At 29.6% G+C, this 16,298-nt stretch carries 15 protein-coding genes; 1 reads left to right on the forward strand and 14 read right to left on the reverse strand.

All coding sequences use genetic code 11. The annotated features are described in order from the left end of the window. Positions 1-11: 11 nt before the first annotated feature. From CSPA_RS18250 to CSPA_RS18305, 12 genes are all read right to left on the reverse strand, one after another. Positions 12-554: a FixH family protein gene (locus tag CSPA_RS18250; RefSeq protein WP_015393834.1), complete on the reverse strand. Its 543-nt coding sequence runs from the start codon at positions 552-554 to the stop codon at positions 12-14. 69 nt (positions 555-623) lie between these two features. Next, positions 624-1,118, reverse strand: coding sequence for a DoxX family protein (locus tag CSPA_RS18255; RefSeq protein WP_015393835.1), 495 nt, complete (start codon positions 1,116-1,118; stop codon positions 624-626). A 41-nt stretch (positions 1,119-1,159) separates the two neighbouring features. Beyond that, on the reverse strand, positions 1,160-1,984 hold the full coding sequence (locus tag CSPA_RS18260; RefSeq protein ID WP_015393836.1) for a polyprenyl synthetase family protein: 825 nt from the start codon (positions 1,982-1,984) through the stop codon (positions 1,160-1,162). Between the two features lie 217 nt (positions 1,985-2,201). Beyond that, positions 2,202-3,587 carry a sensor histidine kinase gene (locus CSPA_RS18265; RefSeq protein ID WP_015393837.1) on the reverse strand — a complete coding sequence of 462 codons (1,386 nt, stop codon included), beginning with the start codon at positions 3,585-3,587 and terminating at the stop codon, positions 2,202-2,204. Next, on the reverse strand, positions 3,571-4,287 hold the full coding sequence (locus CSPA_RS18270) for a response regulator transcription factor (protein WP_015393838.1): 717 nt from the start codon (positions 4,285-4,287) through the stop codon (positions 3,571-3,573). Before CSPA_RS18270 ends, CSPA_RS18265 begins: the two co-directional genes overlap by 17 nt. 228 nt (positions 4,288-4,515) lie before the next feature. Beyond that, a complete protein-coding gene (locus CSPA_RS18275; RefSeq protein WP_015393839.1) occupies positions 4,516-5,097 on the reverse strand; it encodes an NAD(P)H-dependent oxidoreductase in 582 nt (193 codons plus the stop codon). A gap of 133 nt (positions 5,098-5,230) precedes the next feature. Then, complete coding sequence (locus tag CSPA_RS18280; RefSeq protein ID WP_015393840.1) at positions 5,231-6,697, reverse strand: FMN-binding protein; 1,467 nt, start codon at positions 6,695-6,697, stop codon at positions 5,231-5,233. Between the two features lie 48 nt (positions 6,698-6,745). Beyond that, positions 6,746-7,807 (reverse strand): FAD:protein FMN transferase, encoded by a 1,062-nt coding sequence (locus CSPA_RS18285; RefSeq protein WP_015393841.1) that lies wholly within the window; start codon positions 7,805-7,807, stop codon positions 6,746-6,748. A 388-nt stretch (positions 7,808-8,195) separates the two neighbouring features. Next, entirely contained in the window at positions 8,196-8,609 is a 414-nt protein-coding gene (locus CSPA_RS18290; protein WP_015393842.1) for a (2Fe-2S)-binding protein, read from the reverse strand. 199 nt (positions 8,610-8,808) lie between these two features. Then, positions 8,809-9,255: a MarR family winged helix-turn-helix transcriptional regulator gene (locus CSPA_RS18295; protein WP_026106364.1), complete on the reverse strand. Its 447-nt coding sequence runs from the start codon at positions 9,253-9,255 to the stop codon at positions 8,809-8,811. 374 nt (positions 9,256-9,629) lie between these two features. Next, positions 9,630-9,917, reverse strand: coding sequence for a hypothetical protein (locus CSPA_RS18300; RefSeq protein ID WP_015393844.1), 288 nt, complete (start codon positions 9,915-9,917; stop codon positions 9,630-9,632). A gap of 24 nt (positions 9,918-9,941) precedes the next feature. Beyond that, positions 9,942-10,178, reverse strand: a complete 237-nt coding sequence (locus CSPA_RS18305) for a heavy-metal-associated domain-containing protein (RefSeq protein WP_015393845.1) — start codon at positions 10,176-10,178, stop codon at positions 9,942-9,944. 216 nt (positions 10,179-10,394) lie between these two features. On the opposite strand from CSPA_RS18305, the gene CSPA_RS18310 reads away from it, so the two are divergent. Next, on the forward strand, positions 10,395-11,879 hold the full coding sequence (locus CSPA_RS18310) for a multicopper oxidase family protein (protein ID WP_015393846.1): 1,485 nt from the start codon (positions 10,395-10,397) through the stop codon (positions 11,877-11,879). A 159-nt stretch (positions 11,880-12,038) separates the two neighbouring features. On the opposite strand, the gene CSPA_RS18315 is transcribed toward CSPA_RS18310, so the two are convergent. Further along, on the reverse strand, positions 12,039-13,865 hold the full coding sequence (locus CSPA_RS18315) for an urease accessory protein UreH domain-containing protein (RefSeq protein WP_015393847.1): 1,827 nt from the start codon (positions 13,863-13,865) through the stop codon (positions 12,039-12,041). Between the two features lie 409 nt (positions 13,866-14,274). Then, positions 14,275-16,278: a KUP/HAK/KT family potassium transporter gene (locus CSPA_RS18320; protein WP_015393848.1), complete on the reverse strand. Its 2,004-nt coding sequence runs from the start codon at positions 16,276-16,278 to the stop codon at positions 14,275-14,277. Positions 16,279-16,298: the final 20 nt, after the last annotated feature.

The raw sequence follows: 16,298 nt of genomic DNA on the forward strand, positions 1-16,298 counted from the left end.
ATTCTTTTGCTTTACTTTTTGCTTTTTTTCTTTACAGCAGCTACTATAATTATTACTGCTACAATTCCTACAAAGCCTCCTATAACAACCCAGTTTGGACCTGCACTTACTACATCAACATCAAATTTTATATCCTTCTTCTCTCCATTTACAGTAACATTAGCTGTAACAACCCATTTACCTTTATCCGTAAACTCAATATTACCCATGTATTGACCACTTCCACTACTTTCTAATGCAGCTTCAATTGGCTTTGACTTATCCATATTCATGCCACCCATGTCAGAATTCTTGTCCATTTCTGCACTTAACTTAACTTCAGCATTTTCAACCTCTTTATTATTATCATCATGCAGTGTAACCATCACATCATTCTTACCAGTTTTAACTTTATTATCTTTATTGAAAGTTAACTCTGCTTTAATACCACTTGCACTTTTTTCAGTGCCTTTTCCCATGTCCATATTCCCCATCCCATCAGCAAAAGCTGCTGTTGATAAACCTAACGTAAATATTAAACCTGCTATTGCACCTCTAATTGTTTTCTTTTTCATTGTTTTTTGACTCCCTTCATGTCATGCCTAAAGACTTAATTTCCTCTTATTTGTTATAATTAAATATTTTTATCGTTTACCATATTTCTTTTTCCAAAAAGAGATGATCAATTGATCAATACCTATTTTATATGCATTAGCTCCAGCTGCCATTAAAATTATAGCGGCAGTATATAAAATTGGATTAGTACTAGTAGTTCCTGCTAATAGATAATTTAAATTCATAAATGCTCCACCAATCAAACCTGCAATAGTAAAAGCGCCAAGTATTAAACTAACACCAACAAGAACTTCTCCAACCGGAACTACATATGTGAATACTCCTGCATTTGGCAAAGCAACACTTTCAACAAATCTTGCATACCACCACTGCACTCCTGGATGATCTCCAGTTGACTTTGCTAAAGATCCCTTTAAAAATCCTGTTATTGCTACACCTGCTTGACTACCTACCCATGTTGGATCTTGTAATTTTTCGATACCTGGAACTATCCATTGATAACCCAACCATATACGCAAAATAGTCCATACAGGTACTAAGTATTTATTCTTTAAAAATTTCATTTTATTCCATCTCCTTTGTATTATTTATTATAATTTCAATATTAATCATTTTTTATTTTCCTATTAGACGATTCAATCACATAATTTAAAAGACCATTTAAGCAATCCTTATAAATTGAAGGTTCTAAATCTTCAATTTCTTCTTTAGCTTTTAAAGCAAATTCTTTAGCATTAAGAGCTGTGATATTATTACTTGCGCTAGGATCACCGTCTATGCAATCATCAATTATTTGATATACCATTCCTAAATTTAATCCGTAATTTTCTAAAGCTGTAATTTCTTCTTCTTTTCCTTTAACTGTTTTGGCTCCAAGTTTACAGCAAGCAGCCATAAATGATGCTGTTTTTCCTTCTATTATATTGAGATAATCCTGCTTTGAAATTTCATAATTTTGTGCTTGTTCGATTTCTGCAATGCACATTTTTTCAATAACTTCTGTAATAACCTCTTCTGCATCTTTTGTTTGCAATTTTAATAATATTGAAAATGCCTTAGCATAAAAAGCATCTCCTGCCAGAACTGCTACCTTTCTACCAAATATATTATTTAAAGTTTTTTGACCACGGCGAAATAAATCATTGTCAATTATATCGTCGTGTACTAAACTTGCACTATGTATTAGTTCAATTGCTACACATAAATTAATTAATTGTATTCTTTCCTCTGCAGTCATTTCAGGTTTTATAGCTTTAGCTGAAAGTATTACCAAACTCGGCCGAAGATACTTTCCTGGAACTTTAAAAAAATATTTAAATACCTCTTCTGTTGAATCTGAACTAATATCTTTTCCAATGTTTTTTAAAATCACCTCAACTTCATTGAGCTCTTTACTTATTGCCTTTTTTGCTTCTATAAAACTTGACATAACCTCACCAACTCTCAATAATTTAATGTTAAAATTTTAAGCTTTCATTTATGACATAGTATACATAGAACATGTGTAGATATTATGAAGATAATTTATAAAGTTTTGAGATATTCTTATCCTCGTCTTTGCAATCTTCCCAAAACATTGTATAAATACGCACAAAAAAAAACTGCTGACACTTTGTCAACAGTTTTAGAAGATAGTATAAAAAACTTTATACTACTTTCGCTATTTTTACTACAAAATTAGCCCCTTTTCCAATCATGCTATCTACTGTTATATTTCCGCCATGTGCTTCAACTATAGACTTAGAAATCGTAAGTCCTATCCCTGCTCCACCTGTTAATTTATGTCTCGACTCATCTGCTCTATAAAATCTCTCAAATACATAAGGTAAATCATCTTGTGATATTCCTATCCCTGTATCCTTAACACTTAGTTCAAGAAAATTATTATCTTCAGTTATATTAACCTCCACTTTGCCATCTTTCTGAGTATATTTTAAGGCATTAGATATTAGATTAACTACAACTTGACTTATTTTATCTTTATCTAAATATGCAAGAATATCTTTCTCATGAAAAATTAAAGATACACCTTTATTTAAAAATTCTTTTTCGAAATTTAGAACTATATTTTTAACAGCCTCACCAATATTAAACTCAGTCTTATTTAAAACGAGATTTTCACTTTCATATTGTGCTAACTTTTCCAAATCTCCTACAAGACGATTAAGTCTTAGTATCTCTTCATGGCAGCTTATAAGCCTTTCTGGGGTTGGCTCCCATATTCCATCTATCAGTGCTTCCATATGACTTTGAAGAGTAGAAAGTGGGGTTCTAAGTTCATGGGAAACGTCTCTTGCTAGTCTTTGCCTTAATTTTTCCTGTTCATTAAGAGAATATCCAAGACTATTAATGGTGGAAGTTAGTTTGTCTATCTCCTCAACATTTGATTTCTTCTCAATCTTTTGACTATAATCCCCTTTTGAAATCATCTCTGCTATATTTATAACCTTTAAAATTGGTCTGCTTAATCCTTCTGCCATTATTAAACCTAATATTAATGCAAATAATAAAGAAGCTGCTCCAACACCTATAAGTATTTTATTAAGTGTTTTTGAATACATTATATCATTTTCGTCATAATAAAAAGGACCATAATGACCTATACTTATAGTTCCTACTTTACTAGAATCATTTATTATTGGATATTCATCTTTAGAATACTCGCTTTCCCAGGTTGGAAAAATCTTTTGCATTGTACTAATTAAACGATTTTTAACTTCTTCACATTTAATATTATTATAAGTTTCAGCATCCCATATTACTTTATTTGACGCATCTTTTACAGTGATAAATAATCCATTTTCAATTGCGCCAGCACCAATACTTTGAATTGCCTCAATATTGAAATTTGCACTATACTCACGACTTATAGCTGCAACAATAATTTTATTATCTCTTTCACGTTCTTGAATAACATAATTTTTAAATTGATTTACAAGAAAGAAGTGTGAAAGGATACTAATGAGTGCCACGCAAATCATTGTTATAAATATGTATGAAAGCGAAAGTCTGGTTCTAAGATTTTTCTTCATTAAATTTTCCTCCAAACCTATAGCCTGTTCCATGGACAGTAATTATATACTGTGGATCCTTAGGATTGGTTTCAATCTTTTGTCTTATATTTTTAACATGAGTATCTACATTACGATCATATCCATCATAGTCATCTCCAAGTGCATTACTTATAAGCTCTTCCCTTGTAAAAGTCTTGTTAGGATACTTAAGTAAGGTCATCAATATTTTATATTGCCTTGAGGTAAGCGCTATATTCTCTCCATTTTTCCGTATTTCTTTCTTTAACATATCAAATACCAAATCATTATCATTAAACGAAATTTCATTAGATAAAGGTACAACTTCTTCATTAAGTCTTCTAAATATAGCATATATTCTTGCTATAAGTTCTCTTGGACTAAAAGGTTTAGTTATGTAATCATCAGCTCCCATATGTAATCCAGAAATTATACTCTTTTCATCAATTTTTGCTGTAAGCATTATAATTGGTACTCTAGATTTTTTTCTAACTATGTTGCAGATTTCTTCACCTGTCATATCTGGCAACATTAGATCTAGAACTATTAAATCTGGATTAATCCTTTCAAACACCTCTAATGCTTGATTACCATCATATGCTTCAAATACAATTGCACCTTCCTTCTCTAGATATGATTTTATAACTTCAACTATCTTATTCTCATCATCTACTATAATAACCTTTTTTTCTTCCAACATATTTTACTCCTACCTGACTTATAAATTATAAGTTAAATGCCCAATATATTTTTGCTTTACACTACTTTTAATTGGAATAATATAGAGCTATAATTCCTTATTTCCAAGTTTTACTCTCATCAAACCATCTTAATTGTATATTAAATTAAGATTATATCCAAACATATTTCATATTGCTAAGATATAATCTTAATTCATAATCTTCCTCTTATTAATAAGTAAGAATTTCTATATTTTTTCTTTTATTATCTTTTCTACTTCTCTTAAGTACTCCTTGCGAGTTTCATCAGGGACAGAGGGAACTGCACCAAAGAATGTATGACTAATCACTTCTATTCCACTGAAATTGAATATACCATCATCAGTAGTTTGTTTCATTGAATTATGCATTCCATTTTGAGCATAATATTCATTAGGACTACCTGTAGTACAAAATAATAATGCTTTTTTCCCATTTAATAGACCTCTTGGAGCTCCATCTACACTTTCATAAGCAAATCCATAAGAAAAGACTCTATCAACGTATCCTTTTAATATTGCTGGAACGCTAACCCACCAGACAGGATATACAAATGTAATAACATCTGCCCATTTGATGTGTTCTTGTTCTGTTTTTATATCTTCAGACAGTTTTCCACTTTGCAAAGCCTCAAAATCAGTCGGTTTAAGAATAGGGTCAAATCCTATTTCATAAAGATTTCTAACAGCAATATTATCTCCTTTTTCTTTTGATGCTTTCTCTATACTGTCAACTATTCCTTTACAAAAACTCTTTGGGTTTGGATGAGCAAATACAACTAAATGATTCATAATTAATTCCTCCTTAATTTTTGATATACTCTATTTTCCCTTGAAAAAATAAATATATTCTATTCCATTTGGATTCTTAAAAACGTCCCATAAAAATCATCATTATTAACTGTATTAAGACATCTGGAAAATATTAATTATTCTTTATAGCTTGACTTAACGCATCATTTACTGCCATCATAATTCCTTTACTTGTCATTGTAGCTCCTGAAACTACATCTACACTTATAGTTTGTGTTTCTACAATTTTATTAGGAATAGTATTTAATGCTTCTTTTCCTTTTGTTTCATTATTAGATACTATTTCTACATTTGTAATTTTGTCATCTTTTACTGTAACTGCAACCTTTAAATCTGGGCTTTTACCTTGTCCAATTCCATTATAAGTTCCATCCTTATATTTCCCTTGATTATCAGCTGTTGATGAAGCATTGATTTCTGCTTGGCTTAATGCCTTATTTACTGCTTCCATGATTCCCTTACTTGTCATTGTAGCTCCTGAAACCACATCAACATCTGTAGATTGTATATCTACAATTTTGCTCGGGATAGTGCTTAAAGCTTCTTTTCCTTTTGTTTCATTGTTAGATACTATTTCTACATTCGTGATTTTGTCATCTTTTATAGTAACTGCAACTTTTAAATCTGGATTCTTACCTTTTCCTACTCCTGTATATATTCCATCTTTATACTTCTTTTGCTCAGATTTATTAACATTAGAGCTACTTGCAGCAGTATTATTTGATGAATGATTAGCCATTCCATCATTCATAACTCCACCTAAAGCATTTACACCAGTAAAAGCAGCAATTGCTATTGCACCAGGAAGTAAAGGACTTACATCTTCACCTAAAATATTTACCTTAGTATTTTTTCTTGGACAAACCTCTATACACTTAAAGCAATTTATACATTCACCACTGCTTACCTTATCCGTTTGATAAAGCTTTATTCCCATTGAACAATTATTTGTACATATTCTGCAAGGTCCACACTTATCTCTAAGTTTATTTATCTTTAAAATTCTAGCCTTAGATAAGATTGTAAAAACAGCTCCAAGTGGACAAAGATATCTACAGAAAAATCTTTCTATAAAAACAGCCCCAATTGCTATTAGTGCAAGTAATATAAATCCACCTGTATATTCTGCTATAGCACCAGAAGCATTATCAACCATAGCAAAAGCATCCCACGGACTGTAGCTGTCAAATGATGTACTTCCACTTGTCCAAATAACTACTATTATAAATAGTAAAATAACATATTTTAAATACTTTAATACTGAATCTAATTTTTCATCTACTTTAAATTTTGTTTTAAATACTTCTTTTGAAATTATATAAATAAAATCATTAATAGCCCCAAAGGTACAAAGCCATCCACAGAAGAATCGCCCAAGTATTATGGTTATAATAAAAATTGTAACCATTGCTAATAATTGAGGCCATACTAATACTACATCAAAATTTCCTTTAAGGATCATTGAGTATAGCTTTTTTAATTGATTAAAAATTAATGTAAATAATTCCGGCATTAAAATTAAAAATGCAATTTGCGAAATTAATCTTAATCCTTGTAGTTTTGATATTGTTTTTTGCATCGTCTCTCTCCCATTCTACTATTGATGTTAATAAATTTTGCTTTTCTCCTACAGATTATCTTTGTAAATAAATTCTGTATTGGTTATATTAAAACTATTTTTTATCCCTGAGGTTACATATATTTCTTTATTTTTAGTAATAAAAATAGCATCAATTCCCTTCAAGGATTCTATTAGTTTAATACTCTTTTCGAGTCCCATAATATATACTCCTGTAGATAATCCATCCCCATCAATGGAGTGATCTGAAATTATTGTTGAGCTTATGACCTCACTTTCAGATGGATATCCTGTTTTAGGATCAATTATGTGGTGATATATTTTTCCTTCCCTAGTAAAATATCTTTCATAATTTCCTGAAGTAACTATAGATTTATTTTCTACACCAATGATCCCAATATGTTCTCCACGAGTATCAAAAGGATTTTGAATACCAACATTCCATAAGTTTTTATCAGGCTTTGTACCTAAGGCATAAATATTTCCTCCAAGATCAATTAAAGCGCTTTTAATCTTATACCCTTCAAAAACTTTCTTTACTTCATCTGCAGCATATCCTTTAGCTATTCCGCCAACATCAATTGCTTGATTTACATGTTTTAAGCTTATTGAATGGTTCTTTTCATCAAGAACTATATCTTCGTAATTAACGAGTTTAAGATTACTCTCAATTTCACTTTTACTTGGTATTCTAGGATTATCACTTCCTATTCGCCATAGGCTTACTATAGACCTTATAGTTGGGTCAAAAGTTCCTTCTGATAATATGCTGTATTCTACTGCTTTTTTTACTACAAAGTAAGTATCCGTGCTTACCTCTTGACTTGATATTCCAGCATTTTTATTTATCATGGAAACCTCACTAAATTCTTTAAATACAGACATTTTATTTTCTATAATATTAAGCCTGTCTATAGCTTCTTGAATTGCTTCTTCTCCATTTTTTCCATCCACTCTTAATCTTATTATTGTGCCAAGTGCATAAAATTCTCTCACAGCAGTTTCTTCACTTTTTTTCTTATCTGTATTAACTACATAAGTTGCAATAACTATTATAAGAACTACAATAATAATCACTAAGAATATATTTTGCTGAATTAATCTAATCAATTTTTAATAACCTCCAGAATATAAGATTTTAATTTTTTAGAACTACCTGAAACTTTGTGTTTCCTCCCATCTATATTTACAACTTCTGAACGTATTCTAACATTTATTTGTGTGAATTTTATGGGGATAAAAAAATTCATAATAAAATATTAACAAAATACCTAGATAAGTATTATTTGATTACAATTCATTATCATAAACAAAAAACCACCACATAGAGATGCATTTACATCTCTATGTAAGTGGTATTATAGTTGGTATAGTATCTATTATTTCTAATTTATTATATTTGTTATATTTGTTTTGATTTTAATTATGTTAAAATTATTTCTTTTAACATTCTTTAGTTTCACCATTTATATTATTACTATGTATGCTCTTTAAACTATTATCTTGCTAGTAGTTGTTTTACTAATTCTTTATTGCTTTCTACACAATTTCCACAACCAGTACCAACTTTTGTAATTGCTTGTACTTCTTCGAATGATTTTGCACCATTTTTAATTGCATTATTTATATCTTGTACTGTAACTTTTAAACATCCACACACTACTTGATTTTCATCAATTTTCTTATCTAATAATAATCTATTAACTAAATTTTTGTTACCATTTACACACTTACCACAGCCAGTACCTACTTTTGTGATAATTTGAACTTCTTCAAATGATTTTGCACCATTTTTAACTGCATTTTTTAAATCTTGTTCTGTTAATTTAAAACATCCACAAATAATTTTATTGTCCACAGGTTTAACTTCTTCCTTAACTCCAAATAATTTTGATAATATTGATTTAATCATCTTTTTTCTCTCCTCATTAGTTTTTATTTATATAAAAGGTGTTTAATAATATAGTCACCTTTATACTCATTCTTTAAAAAGTAATCCATTTTATATATGATTTTTCAATCTCAAATCATCTTTAATAGACTAAAATTCAATCATTACTAATTAGTTAATTACTAATTAGTAGTATTTACCCAAAAATAAAGGTGTAAGTCTATACACCTGATAATTTCTTTAGAATATTTATTAAAATCTTTTTTTCTTCAACTTCTAATACGCTAAAAATTTCACCTAAATTATCTACATGCTTAGGGAAAATTTCACTCATAAGCTTTATTCCTTTTTCAGAAATGCTTATTAAGCTCGCACGTCTATCCTTAGGATCAGGACGTCGCTCAATCAAATCATCTTTAGCCAAGTTATCTATAACAACAGTCATATTACCGCCAGTTGATAGGGTTTTCTCTAATATTTCACTGACTCTTAAATCACCTTTATGATATAGCACTTCAAGTACTCCAAATTGTGAAAAAGTTAGCCCTCCTTCTTTAATAATTTTGTATTCTCTTTTGTTTACGCTTTGAATACATCGACTTAATGCTATTATTGACTTTAAATTTAAATCATTTAATTCTCCATAAGTAATTTTATTCTTATCCATGGGTACAATAATATTACTAATTAGTAATATTGTCAAGGGCATCACATTAAAATAATTTCAAAAATATTAACAAACGCATAAAAACCGCATTGTTTTTACCCAAAAGCTATACATATATTTCTATTAGCTCCTGCAATTAACCTCCAAGCTAAAATATTTTTATAGTTTACAATAAAAATCAGGTTACCAATAATTTCCACCAGCAACCTGATTGAAATTTACTTTAAGTTTTGCATTTAAATTTATTTAATCTTATTACATATTAGTCATTTGCTACATTCATCAGCACATTTATGACATTCTGCAGCACATTGTTTGCAATGGTCATAGTTTAATTATTCTTGATTATTATTTTCAGGTAGACAATTATTATACTATTCCTCTATTTTATTTTGACTATCATTCACTTCTTTATTTTCACTACAGCAATTTCCATGCTTACTATCCTTAAGCATCATTCCCATCATAAGCACCATCATTATAGGACATATGAACGGAGCTATTCCTCCAATTGCTACTCTATATCCTGTTCCTACATTTATAAAAGAAAGTGCTCCAACAATTATAAAAGGTAATCCGCAGCAAAGTACCATCATTAGCATATGCTTCATTGGATTGTGTTTTTTATTGTCTCCATTTTTATTATTTCTATGACAATTCATAATAAATTCCTCCTCATATTTTCATTATAGTGAATGTTCAAGCTTACCAACTTTCCCACTTAAAATTGATCTATTTACAATATCTTTAATCTCATCTTTTGATATATTTTCATCTTTATAAGTTATTTTTATTTTTTTTGATTCTAAATCTACATGGATTTCTTCTAATCCTTCAACTGAACTTAGAGTTTTCACTACAGTCATTAAGCATCTGTGACAAAGCATATTTTTCTGTTTAAAGTTTAAATTATAACTTTTCAAAATTACTCCCTCCTTATGAATAAATTTTAAATAAAAAATATGAAGATTTGATGAAGATAATCTCAGAATAAAAAATAATTTTTAAGTTATAATATTGAAAATACAATTTTATATTTATTAGTCTAACTTTCTTCATATTTCCTTCATAACTAAATTGTATAATAAATTAGTATTAAATAATAATTATTATCACTTTAAAATATCGGAGGTATATATATGATTAATAGAAAGTTAAAATTGATTTATACATTTGCTGCTCTTGTAGCGGTTAGCTTAGCTGCATATATGCTCGCTGTAAAAAACACTAAAAACAATTCAAATATGAGCGGTTCTATGATGGGAATTAATACACATGCAGTAGATCCTATGCAATCAAATAATAATTCAAATAAACAAAACGTCGAAAATAATCTTCCTATTCCTAAGCTTTTAGAGAATGAAAGTCCCAATTCTAAAGTAGAAGATTTTACTTTAAATGTTGATCAAGGAACTACTGCTTTTATGGATGAAAAAGCTTCGGAAACTTATGGTTATAATGGTAATTTTCTTGGACCTGTAATTCGAGTAAACAAGGACGATAATGTGAATATTCACTTAAACAATAATTTGAAAGAAGAGACAACAATTCATTGGCATGGATTAAATATTGATGGAAATGTTGATGGCGGACCTCATCAACCTATAGCCTCTGGAAGTAAAGCAGATATAAATTTTAAGGTTAACCAACCCGCTTCAACCTTATGGTTTCATCCACACACAAATGGCAAAACCAGTGAGCAAGTATATAAGGGGTTAGCAGGCTTACTTTATGTAGAAGATGAAGTTTCAAAAAGTTTAAATATTCCCAAAGATTATGGAGTAAATGATATTCCTTTAATTGTTCAAGATCGTTATTTTGATAACAGTGGTACTCTTTCTTATAATAATTCACAAATGATGGATGGTGCTTTAGGAAATACAATATTAGTTAACGGAGCAATTAATCCATACTTAGATGTTAAAAAAGTGAAGATGAGATTTAGGCTTGTTAATGGCTCTAATGCACGAATATATTCATTTGAACTAAGTACTGGTGATGAGTTTGAACAAATCTCATCAGATGGAGGTTTTTTAGAAAAGCCTGTGAAGATGAATAAATTAGAATTAGGACCTGGTGAAAGAGCTGAAATAATAATAGATTTTTCAAAATATGATACAGGAACAACTTTATTTCTAACAGGTGGGGATTTTAACGTATTAAAGTTTAATGTAAAAGATGATGGAATAGACACTACAGAAATACCTAATTACTTAACTCAGATAACGCAACTATCACAATCTTCTGCGAAAACAGTAAGAAGATTTAATCTTCAGGGTATGGGAAATATGGTCTCTATTAATGGAAAGCAGATGGATATGAATCGAATAGATTTAAAAGTTAAACTTAATGATACTGAAATATGGGAAATTACAAATCCAAAAGATATGATGGGAGGAATGAGTCACCCATTCCATGTCCATGGAGTTCAGTTCCAAGTATTATCAAGAAACGGCATAGAACCACTTGAAAGTGAAAGAGGCTGGAAGGATACTGTATTAGTTAATCCTGATGAAGATGTAAAAATACTTATAAAATTTACTCAAAAGGGTTTATTTATGTATCACTGCCACATTTTAGAGCATGAAGATGCTGGAATGATGGGACAATTTGAAGTAGAATAATAGAAAGTTGCGGTTTTAGTGTTAATCAATTCTAAAACCGCAACTTTTTTCTAAATAAGTTATTTGTCAATGACCCAAAACATAAAGATTTCAGAAGGAAATCAACATTAATTTATCATTGAGCATTGAACATTTTTAATTGCAACATATATAGATGCTTTATCCATTAATAAGTTTCTTACGGACTTCTTCTAAATTAACTGTTTTTAATGAATCAGTAACTTCTATTGCTATGGCTGCTACATTATCTTTAATAATAAGATATGTTCCACTTTTGTCTATCTTAAATCCAACATTAGTAATGCCTTTTTTCCCAGAAAAAGAACTTATTTGATCACCAGTATCAGCATTTACTATTGTAAAATTCCCATCAGCCTTATCAAATGAATTAAGATCAATTACTAGGTTAGTTTGTATTCCTTTCTCTAATACTACAACAAGAGGTTCAAACTCATAGCCAGTTCCCTTTATATTTAGACTTTGTATATTTCCTGAAATATTTGCCTTTTTAACTAATCTATCAGTTGGAACTTTACTTAAATCATTACCATATATGCTTTGGGATTGTTGTACAGCAGTTGCTGCTCCAGTTCCACCTGTACAACAGCTCATTCCACTACTTGGAGTTGGAATTGACGAATCCGCTTTTGATGTATCTACAGAATCAAGATTGTCAGTTACTTTAATTACACCTCGTATCATTCCCATCCAGCAGCTGAAATTTATATCTCCATCCTTTGGTGTAAATTCTATTATATTTTCTCCAGAATTTAAAGTTTTTTGTATATTAAGTGATGGGACTACTACTGCATTATTACAAGAATTTATTTGATTTCCTGTAATAATCCATTTAACAGGTATACCTTTTTGAACATAAAAGGCATTAGGAGTATAACCGTTATTATCAGCAGTCATTCTTATTACTTGAACTCCATTTTCAACAGTTGCTTTTCCTATTTTGGCTTGTGCTGCTTGTGCACCATTTCCTGAAATACTTTGTGTTAATTCATTAACACCTGGAACTCCAACTCCTGCAAGGGCAAGACCTCTATTACCCATTATTATTCCAAGTATTATTACTAAAATTCCACTAAACTTTAGAAGTTGTTTTGTATAACCTTTACTTAGCAAACCCGATATTACTCCAAAAACAAGCATCAAAGGAACGGTTCCTAATGAAAATAAAAACATTGATATAGCTCCTGCTGCTGCACTACCAGTACCTAATGCATAAAGTTGCATTGTTTGTAATGGACCACAAGGCATTAATCCATTTAATATTCCAACCAAGAAAGGAGATTTCGGTTGACTTTTTATTTTACATGCTGACCATGGCAATTTAATATTAAACTTTCTAAATAAAGAGAATCCAGTCATATTTAACCCCATTATCACCATAAATACTCCGGCAAATATTTGAAGACCAGCTTTTACATTAAGTGATAATGATAGCACTGACCCCAAAGCCCCTACAACTCCACCTATTATTGTGTAGGAAGTAACTCTTCCAGAATTATATAAAATTGCAGGTATTAAGGCCTTAAATTTGTTCTGATTTTCATTTACAATACTATTTTTTGATAAACTTTGTGTAAGCACTATGCCACCACACATACCAACACAATGTATTGATGTAAGCATACCAACAACAAACAATACCACATAAGATGCATTATTTAACTTAGCACTCATATCAAAACCTGATGTTGAGTTACCAAGAAGAAATATAGCAGCAGCTATAACTAAAAATCCTGCAAATTTAATACTACTCGAATTTTTTGTACTATACCCTGCTTTATTGATAACCTCCATTAATTGTTCCTTAGAGCAAATGGTACTATCATATTCAACAATCACCTGCTGAGCATTATAGCTAGCCATTGTATTTACAACTCCATTAACCTTCTTTAAGGCTTTTTCCACTCTGTTTTCACAAGATGTACATGTCATATCATATACTTTAATTATCTCTCTTTTAATACTCATATTATCCTCCACTAAATTAATGTAATTTATTTTAATAATAAATTTAAACATAACTAATCTTTACATATTACAATGCTCAATTAATATTGATTTCCTTCAGAAATCTTTATGTTTTGAATAATTATTTTTGCAACATATATATTGCAATAGCAATTCCCCATTATTAATCCAAGAAATCTCAAAAGGATTTCTTGATTAATAGCAATTTACAATTAAACATTAACAATTGAATATATATATATTATAAGAAAAAGTTATGAAGATTTTATGAGGATACAATGAAAAATAAACAGGAAACTATTCTAAATAAAATTAAACCCAAAAATCAAGACATCTCTTACCTTGATTTTTAGGTTTAATATATTTTAATATCTAACATTTAATTTTTTAAGCACATGAAAATAAAAAGTTATTTTGAAGCTCTCTTTAACAATTGTTCATTGCAACGGCCTATAAATAGTGGAACACTTTCAATATCAACCTCACTATTCTCAAGTCCAAACCATTTTGTTGGAGAAACAGTAATTCTTTTTATAAATAGCTTAGCTCTATATATGATTTCTTCCCTAAAACTTAATCCTGATTCATATGAAAGCTGTTCTACAATTATACTAAAACGAAAATCGCCAACTTTTCTATCAGGCATTATAGTGTAATTTCTAGATTGAATATCTATTTCTCCACTTTTAACTAACTCAGTTGAAATCTGACGTAAATATACATTTAATCTTTGATCTACTCTGAAGCCAAGTTTTAATTTAACTTTTACAATATATGATGTTCCAAAAGTTTCTACTTCATATTCTGCATCATAAGGATTGTCAGTTACAACAATATTAACAAACCAATACACATCTGCTCTCTTAGGTCTTTTATCTAAAATAGAGTACATTACATTTCTTTCAATTTTCTGAGCATATTCTGAATTAGTTAAATATACAAGATTTGTTGCATATTTAGGTCTATCAGAATCTTGACGTAAAAGATTCAATTGTTCTTTAAAATCTTGAATTTTAACATATCTTAACAAACGAATCTTAATATAATGACCTTGAATCCATATATACATAAGAGATAAAATTGATAAAGCAATTAAAACAGCTACATATCCACCATGCATAAACTTAGCAGCATTTGCAATAAAGAAAGAAACTTCAAATAACCCGAAGAAAACTAGTATACTAATAGCAATAGCAGGTGAAATCTTTTGTTTTAATAAGTAATTAAACAACAAGATAGTTGTCATTAACATAGTAACTGTAATTGATAATCCATAGGCTCCTTCCATATGTTCAGAACTTCTAAAATATAGAATAAGTCCAATACATATAATCCATAGAGATTTATTAACTGAAGGAATATATAATTGTCCTTTAGATCTAGATGGATACATTATATGTAATCTAGGGAATAAATTTAATTTAATTGCTTCTGAAACAAGAGTAAAAGATCCTGAAATCAATGCTTGAGAAGCAATAATTGTAGCCAAGGTTGAAATTATTATACTACAAATCAAAAAGCTATGTGGAACCATTTGAAAAAACGGATTTAAATCATCTAAATTTGTATACATTGGATTTTTTCTAGCAGATAACACCCATGCTCCTTGACCAAAATAATTTAATAATAAACATACTTTAACATAAGGCCAAGAGGCATAGATATTCTTCTTACCTGCATGTCCAAGGTCAGAATAAAGAGCTTCTGCACCTGTTGTTGCTAAAAATACGCTGCCGAGAATAAAAAATCCTGCTTTATTCTCACTACTAAAAAGAATATTGATTGCATAGTATGGAGACAATGCACGTAATAAAGTCCAATCATGAAAAATATTCATAATCCCTAATATTGCCAACATTGAAAACCAAATAAACATTACTGGCCCAAACATTTTTCCAATTAAATCAGTTCCAAAATGTTGAATAAAAAATAGTATACTTAGTATTACTATTACAATTATAATAATAATATCTTGATCGTTACCAAAAATAGCATTGAAACTTGGAATAAGCTTTAAACCTTCAATTGCTGAAGTTACAGATACAACAGGGGTTAACATCCCATCAGCAAGTAAGGCTGCACCACCAAGCATTGCTGGAATAATAAGCCACTTTGCACGATTACGAACTAGAGTAAAAAGAGAGAAAATCCCACCTTCACCTTTGTTGTCTGCCCTTAAAGTAATTAAAACATATTTTATTGTTGTTAAAATAGTTATTGTCCAAAAAATTAGTGATAAAGATCCAAGGATAAAGTTTTCAGATATATTTTCCAAACCACCGTTACCTTGAATAATTGATTTCATTACATAAAGAGGCGAAGTTCCAATATCTCCATAAACTACACCTAGTGCAATTAATATTCCTCCTAGGCTTAGTTTAGTGACATCATTATGTTTTTTAGCTGCTTTCATATTAATCTTCCTTTGCAATA

Origin of the sequence: Clostridium saccharoperbutylacetonicum N1-4(HMT) (assembly GCF_000340885.1) — a bacterium.
GTDB lineage: Bacteria > Bacillota > Clostridia > Clostridiales > Clostridiaceae > Clostridium > Clostridium saccharoperbutylacetonicum.

Coding starts and splice junctions, on each gene's coding strand:
- CSPA_RS18250 (WP_015393834.1), bottom strand. CDS start 554: ATGAAAAAGAAAACAATTAGAGGTGCAATAGCAGGTTTAATATTTACG.
- CSPA_RS18255 (WP_015393835.1), bottom strand. CDS start 1,118: ATGAAATTTTTAAAGAATAAATACTTAGTACCTGTATGGACTATTTTG.
- CSPA_RS18260 (WP_015393836.1), bottom strand. CDS start 1,984: ATGTCAAGTTTTATAGAAGCAAAAAAGGCAATAAGTAAAGAGCTCAAT.
- CSPA_RS18265 (WP_015393837.1), bottom strand. CDS start 3,587: ATGAAGAAAAATCTTAGAACCAGACTTTCGCTTTCATACATATTTATA.
- CSPA_RS18270 (WP_015393838.1), bottom strand. CDS start 4,287: ATGTTGGAAGAAAAAAAGGTTATTATAGTAGATGATGAGAATAAGATA.
- CSPA_RS18275 (WP_015393839.1), bottom strand. CDS start 5,097: ATGAATCATTTAGTTGTATTTGCTCATCCAAACCCAAAGAGTTTTTGT.
- CSPA_RS18280 (WP_015393840.1), bottom strand. CDS start 6,697: ATGCAAAAAACAATATCAAAACTACAAGGATTAAGATTAATTTCGCAA.
- CSPA_RS18290 (WP_015393842.1), bottom strand. CDS start 8,609: ATGATTAAATCAATATTATCAAAATTATTTGGAGTTAAGGAAGAAGTT.
- CSPA_RS18295 (WP_026106364.1), bottom strand. CDS start 9,255: ATGGATAAGAATAAAATTACTTATGGAGAATTAAATGATTTAAATTTA.
- CSPA_RS18300 (WP_015393844.1), bottom strand. CDS start 9,917: ATGAATTGTCATAGAAATAATAAAAATGGAGACAATAAAAAACACAAT.
- CSPA_RS18310 (WP_015393846.1), top strand. CDS start 10,395: ATGATTAATAGAAAGTTAAAATTGATTTATACATTTGCTGCTCTTGTA.
- CSPA_RS18315 (WP_015393847.1), bottom strand. CDS start 13,865: ATGAGTATTAAAAGAGAGATAATTAAAGTATATGATATGACATGTACA.
- CSPA_RS18320 (WP_015393848.1), bottom strand. CDS start 16,278: ATGAAAGCAGCTAAAAAACATAATGATGTCACTAAACTAAGCCTAGGA.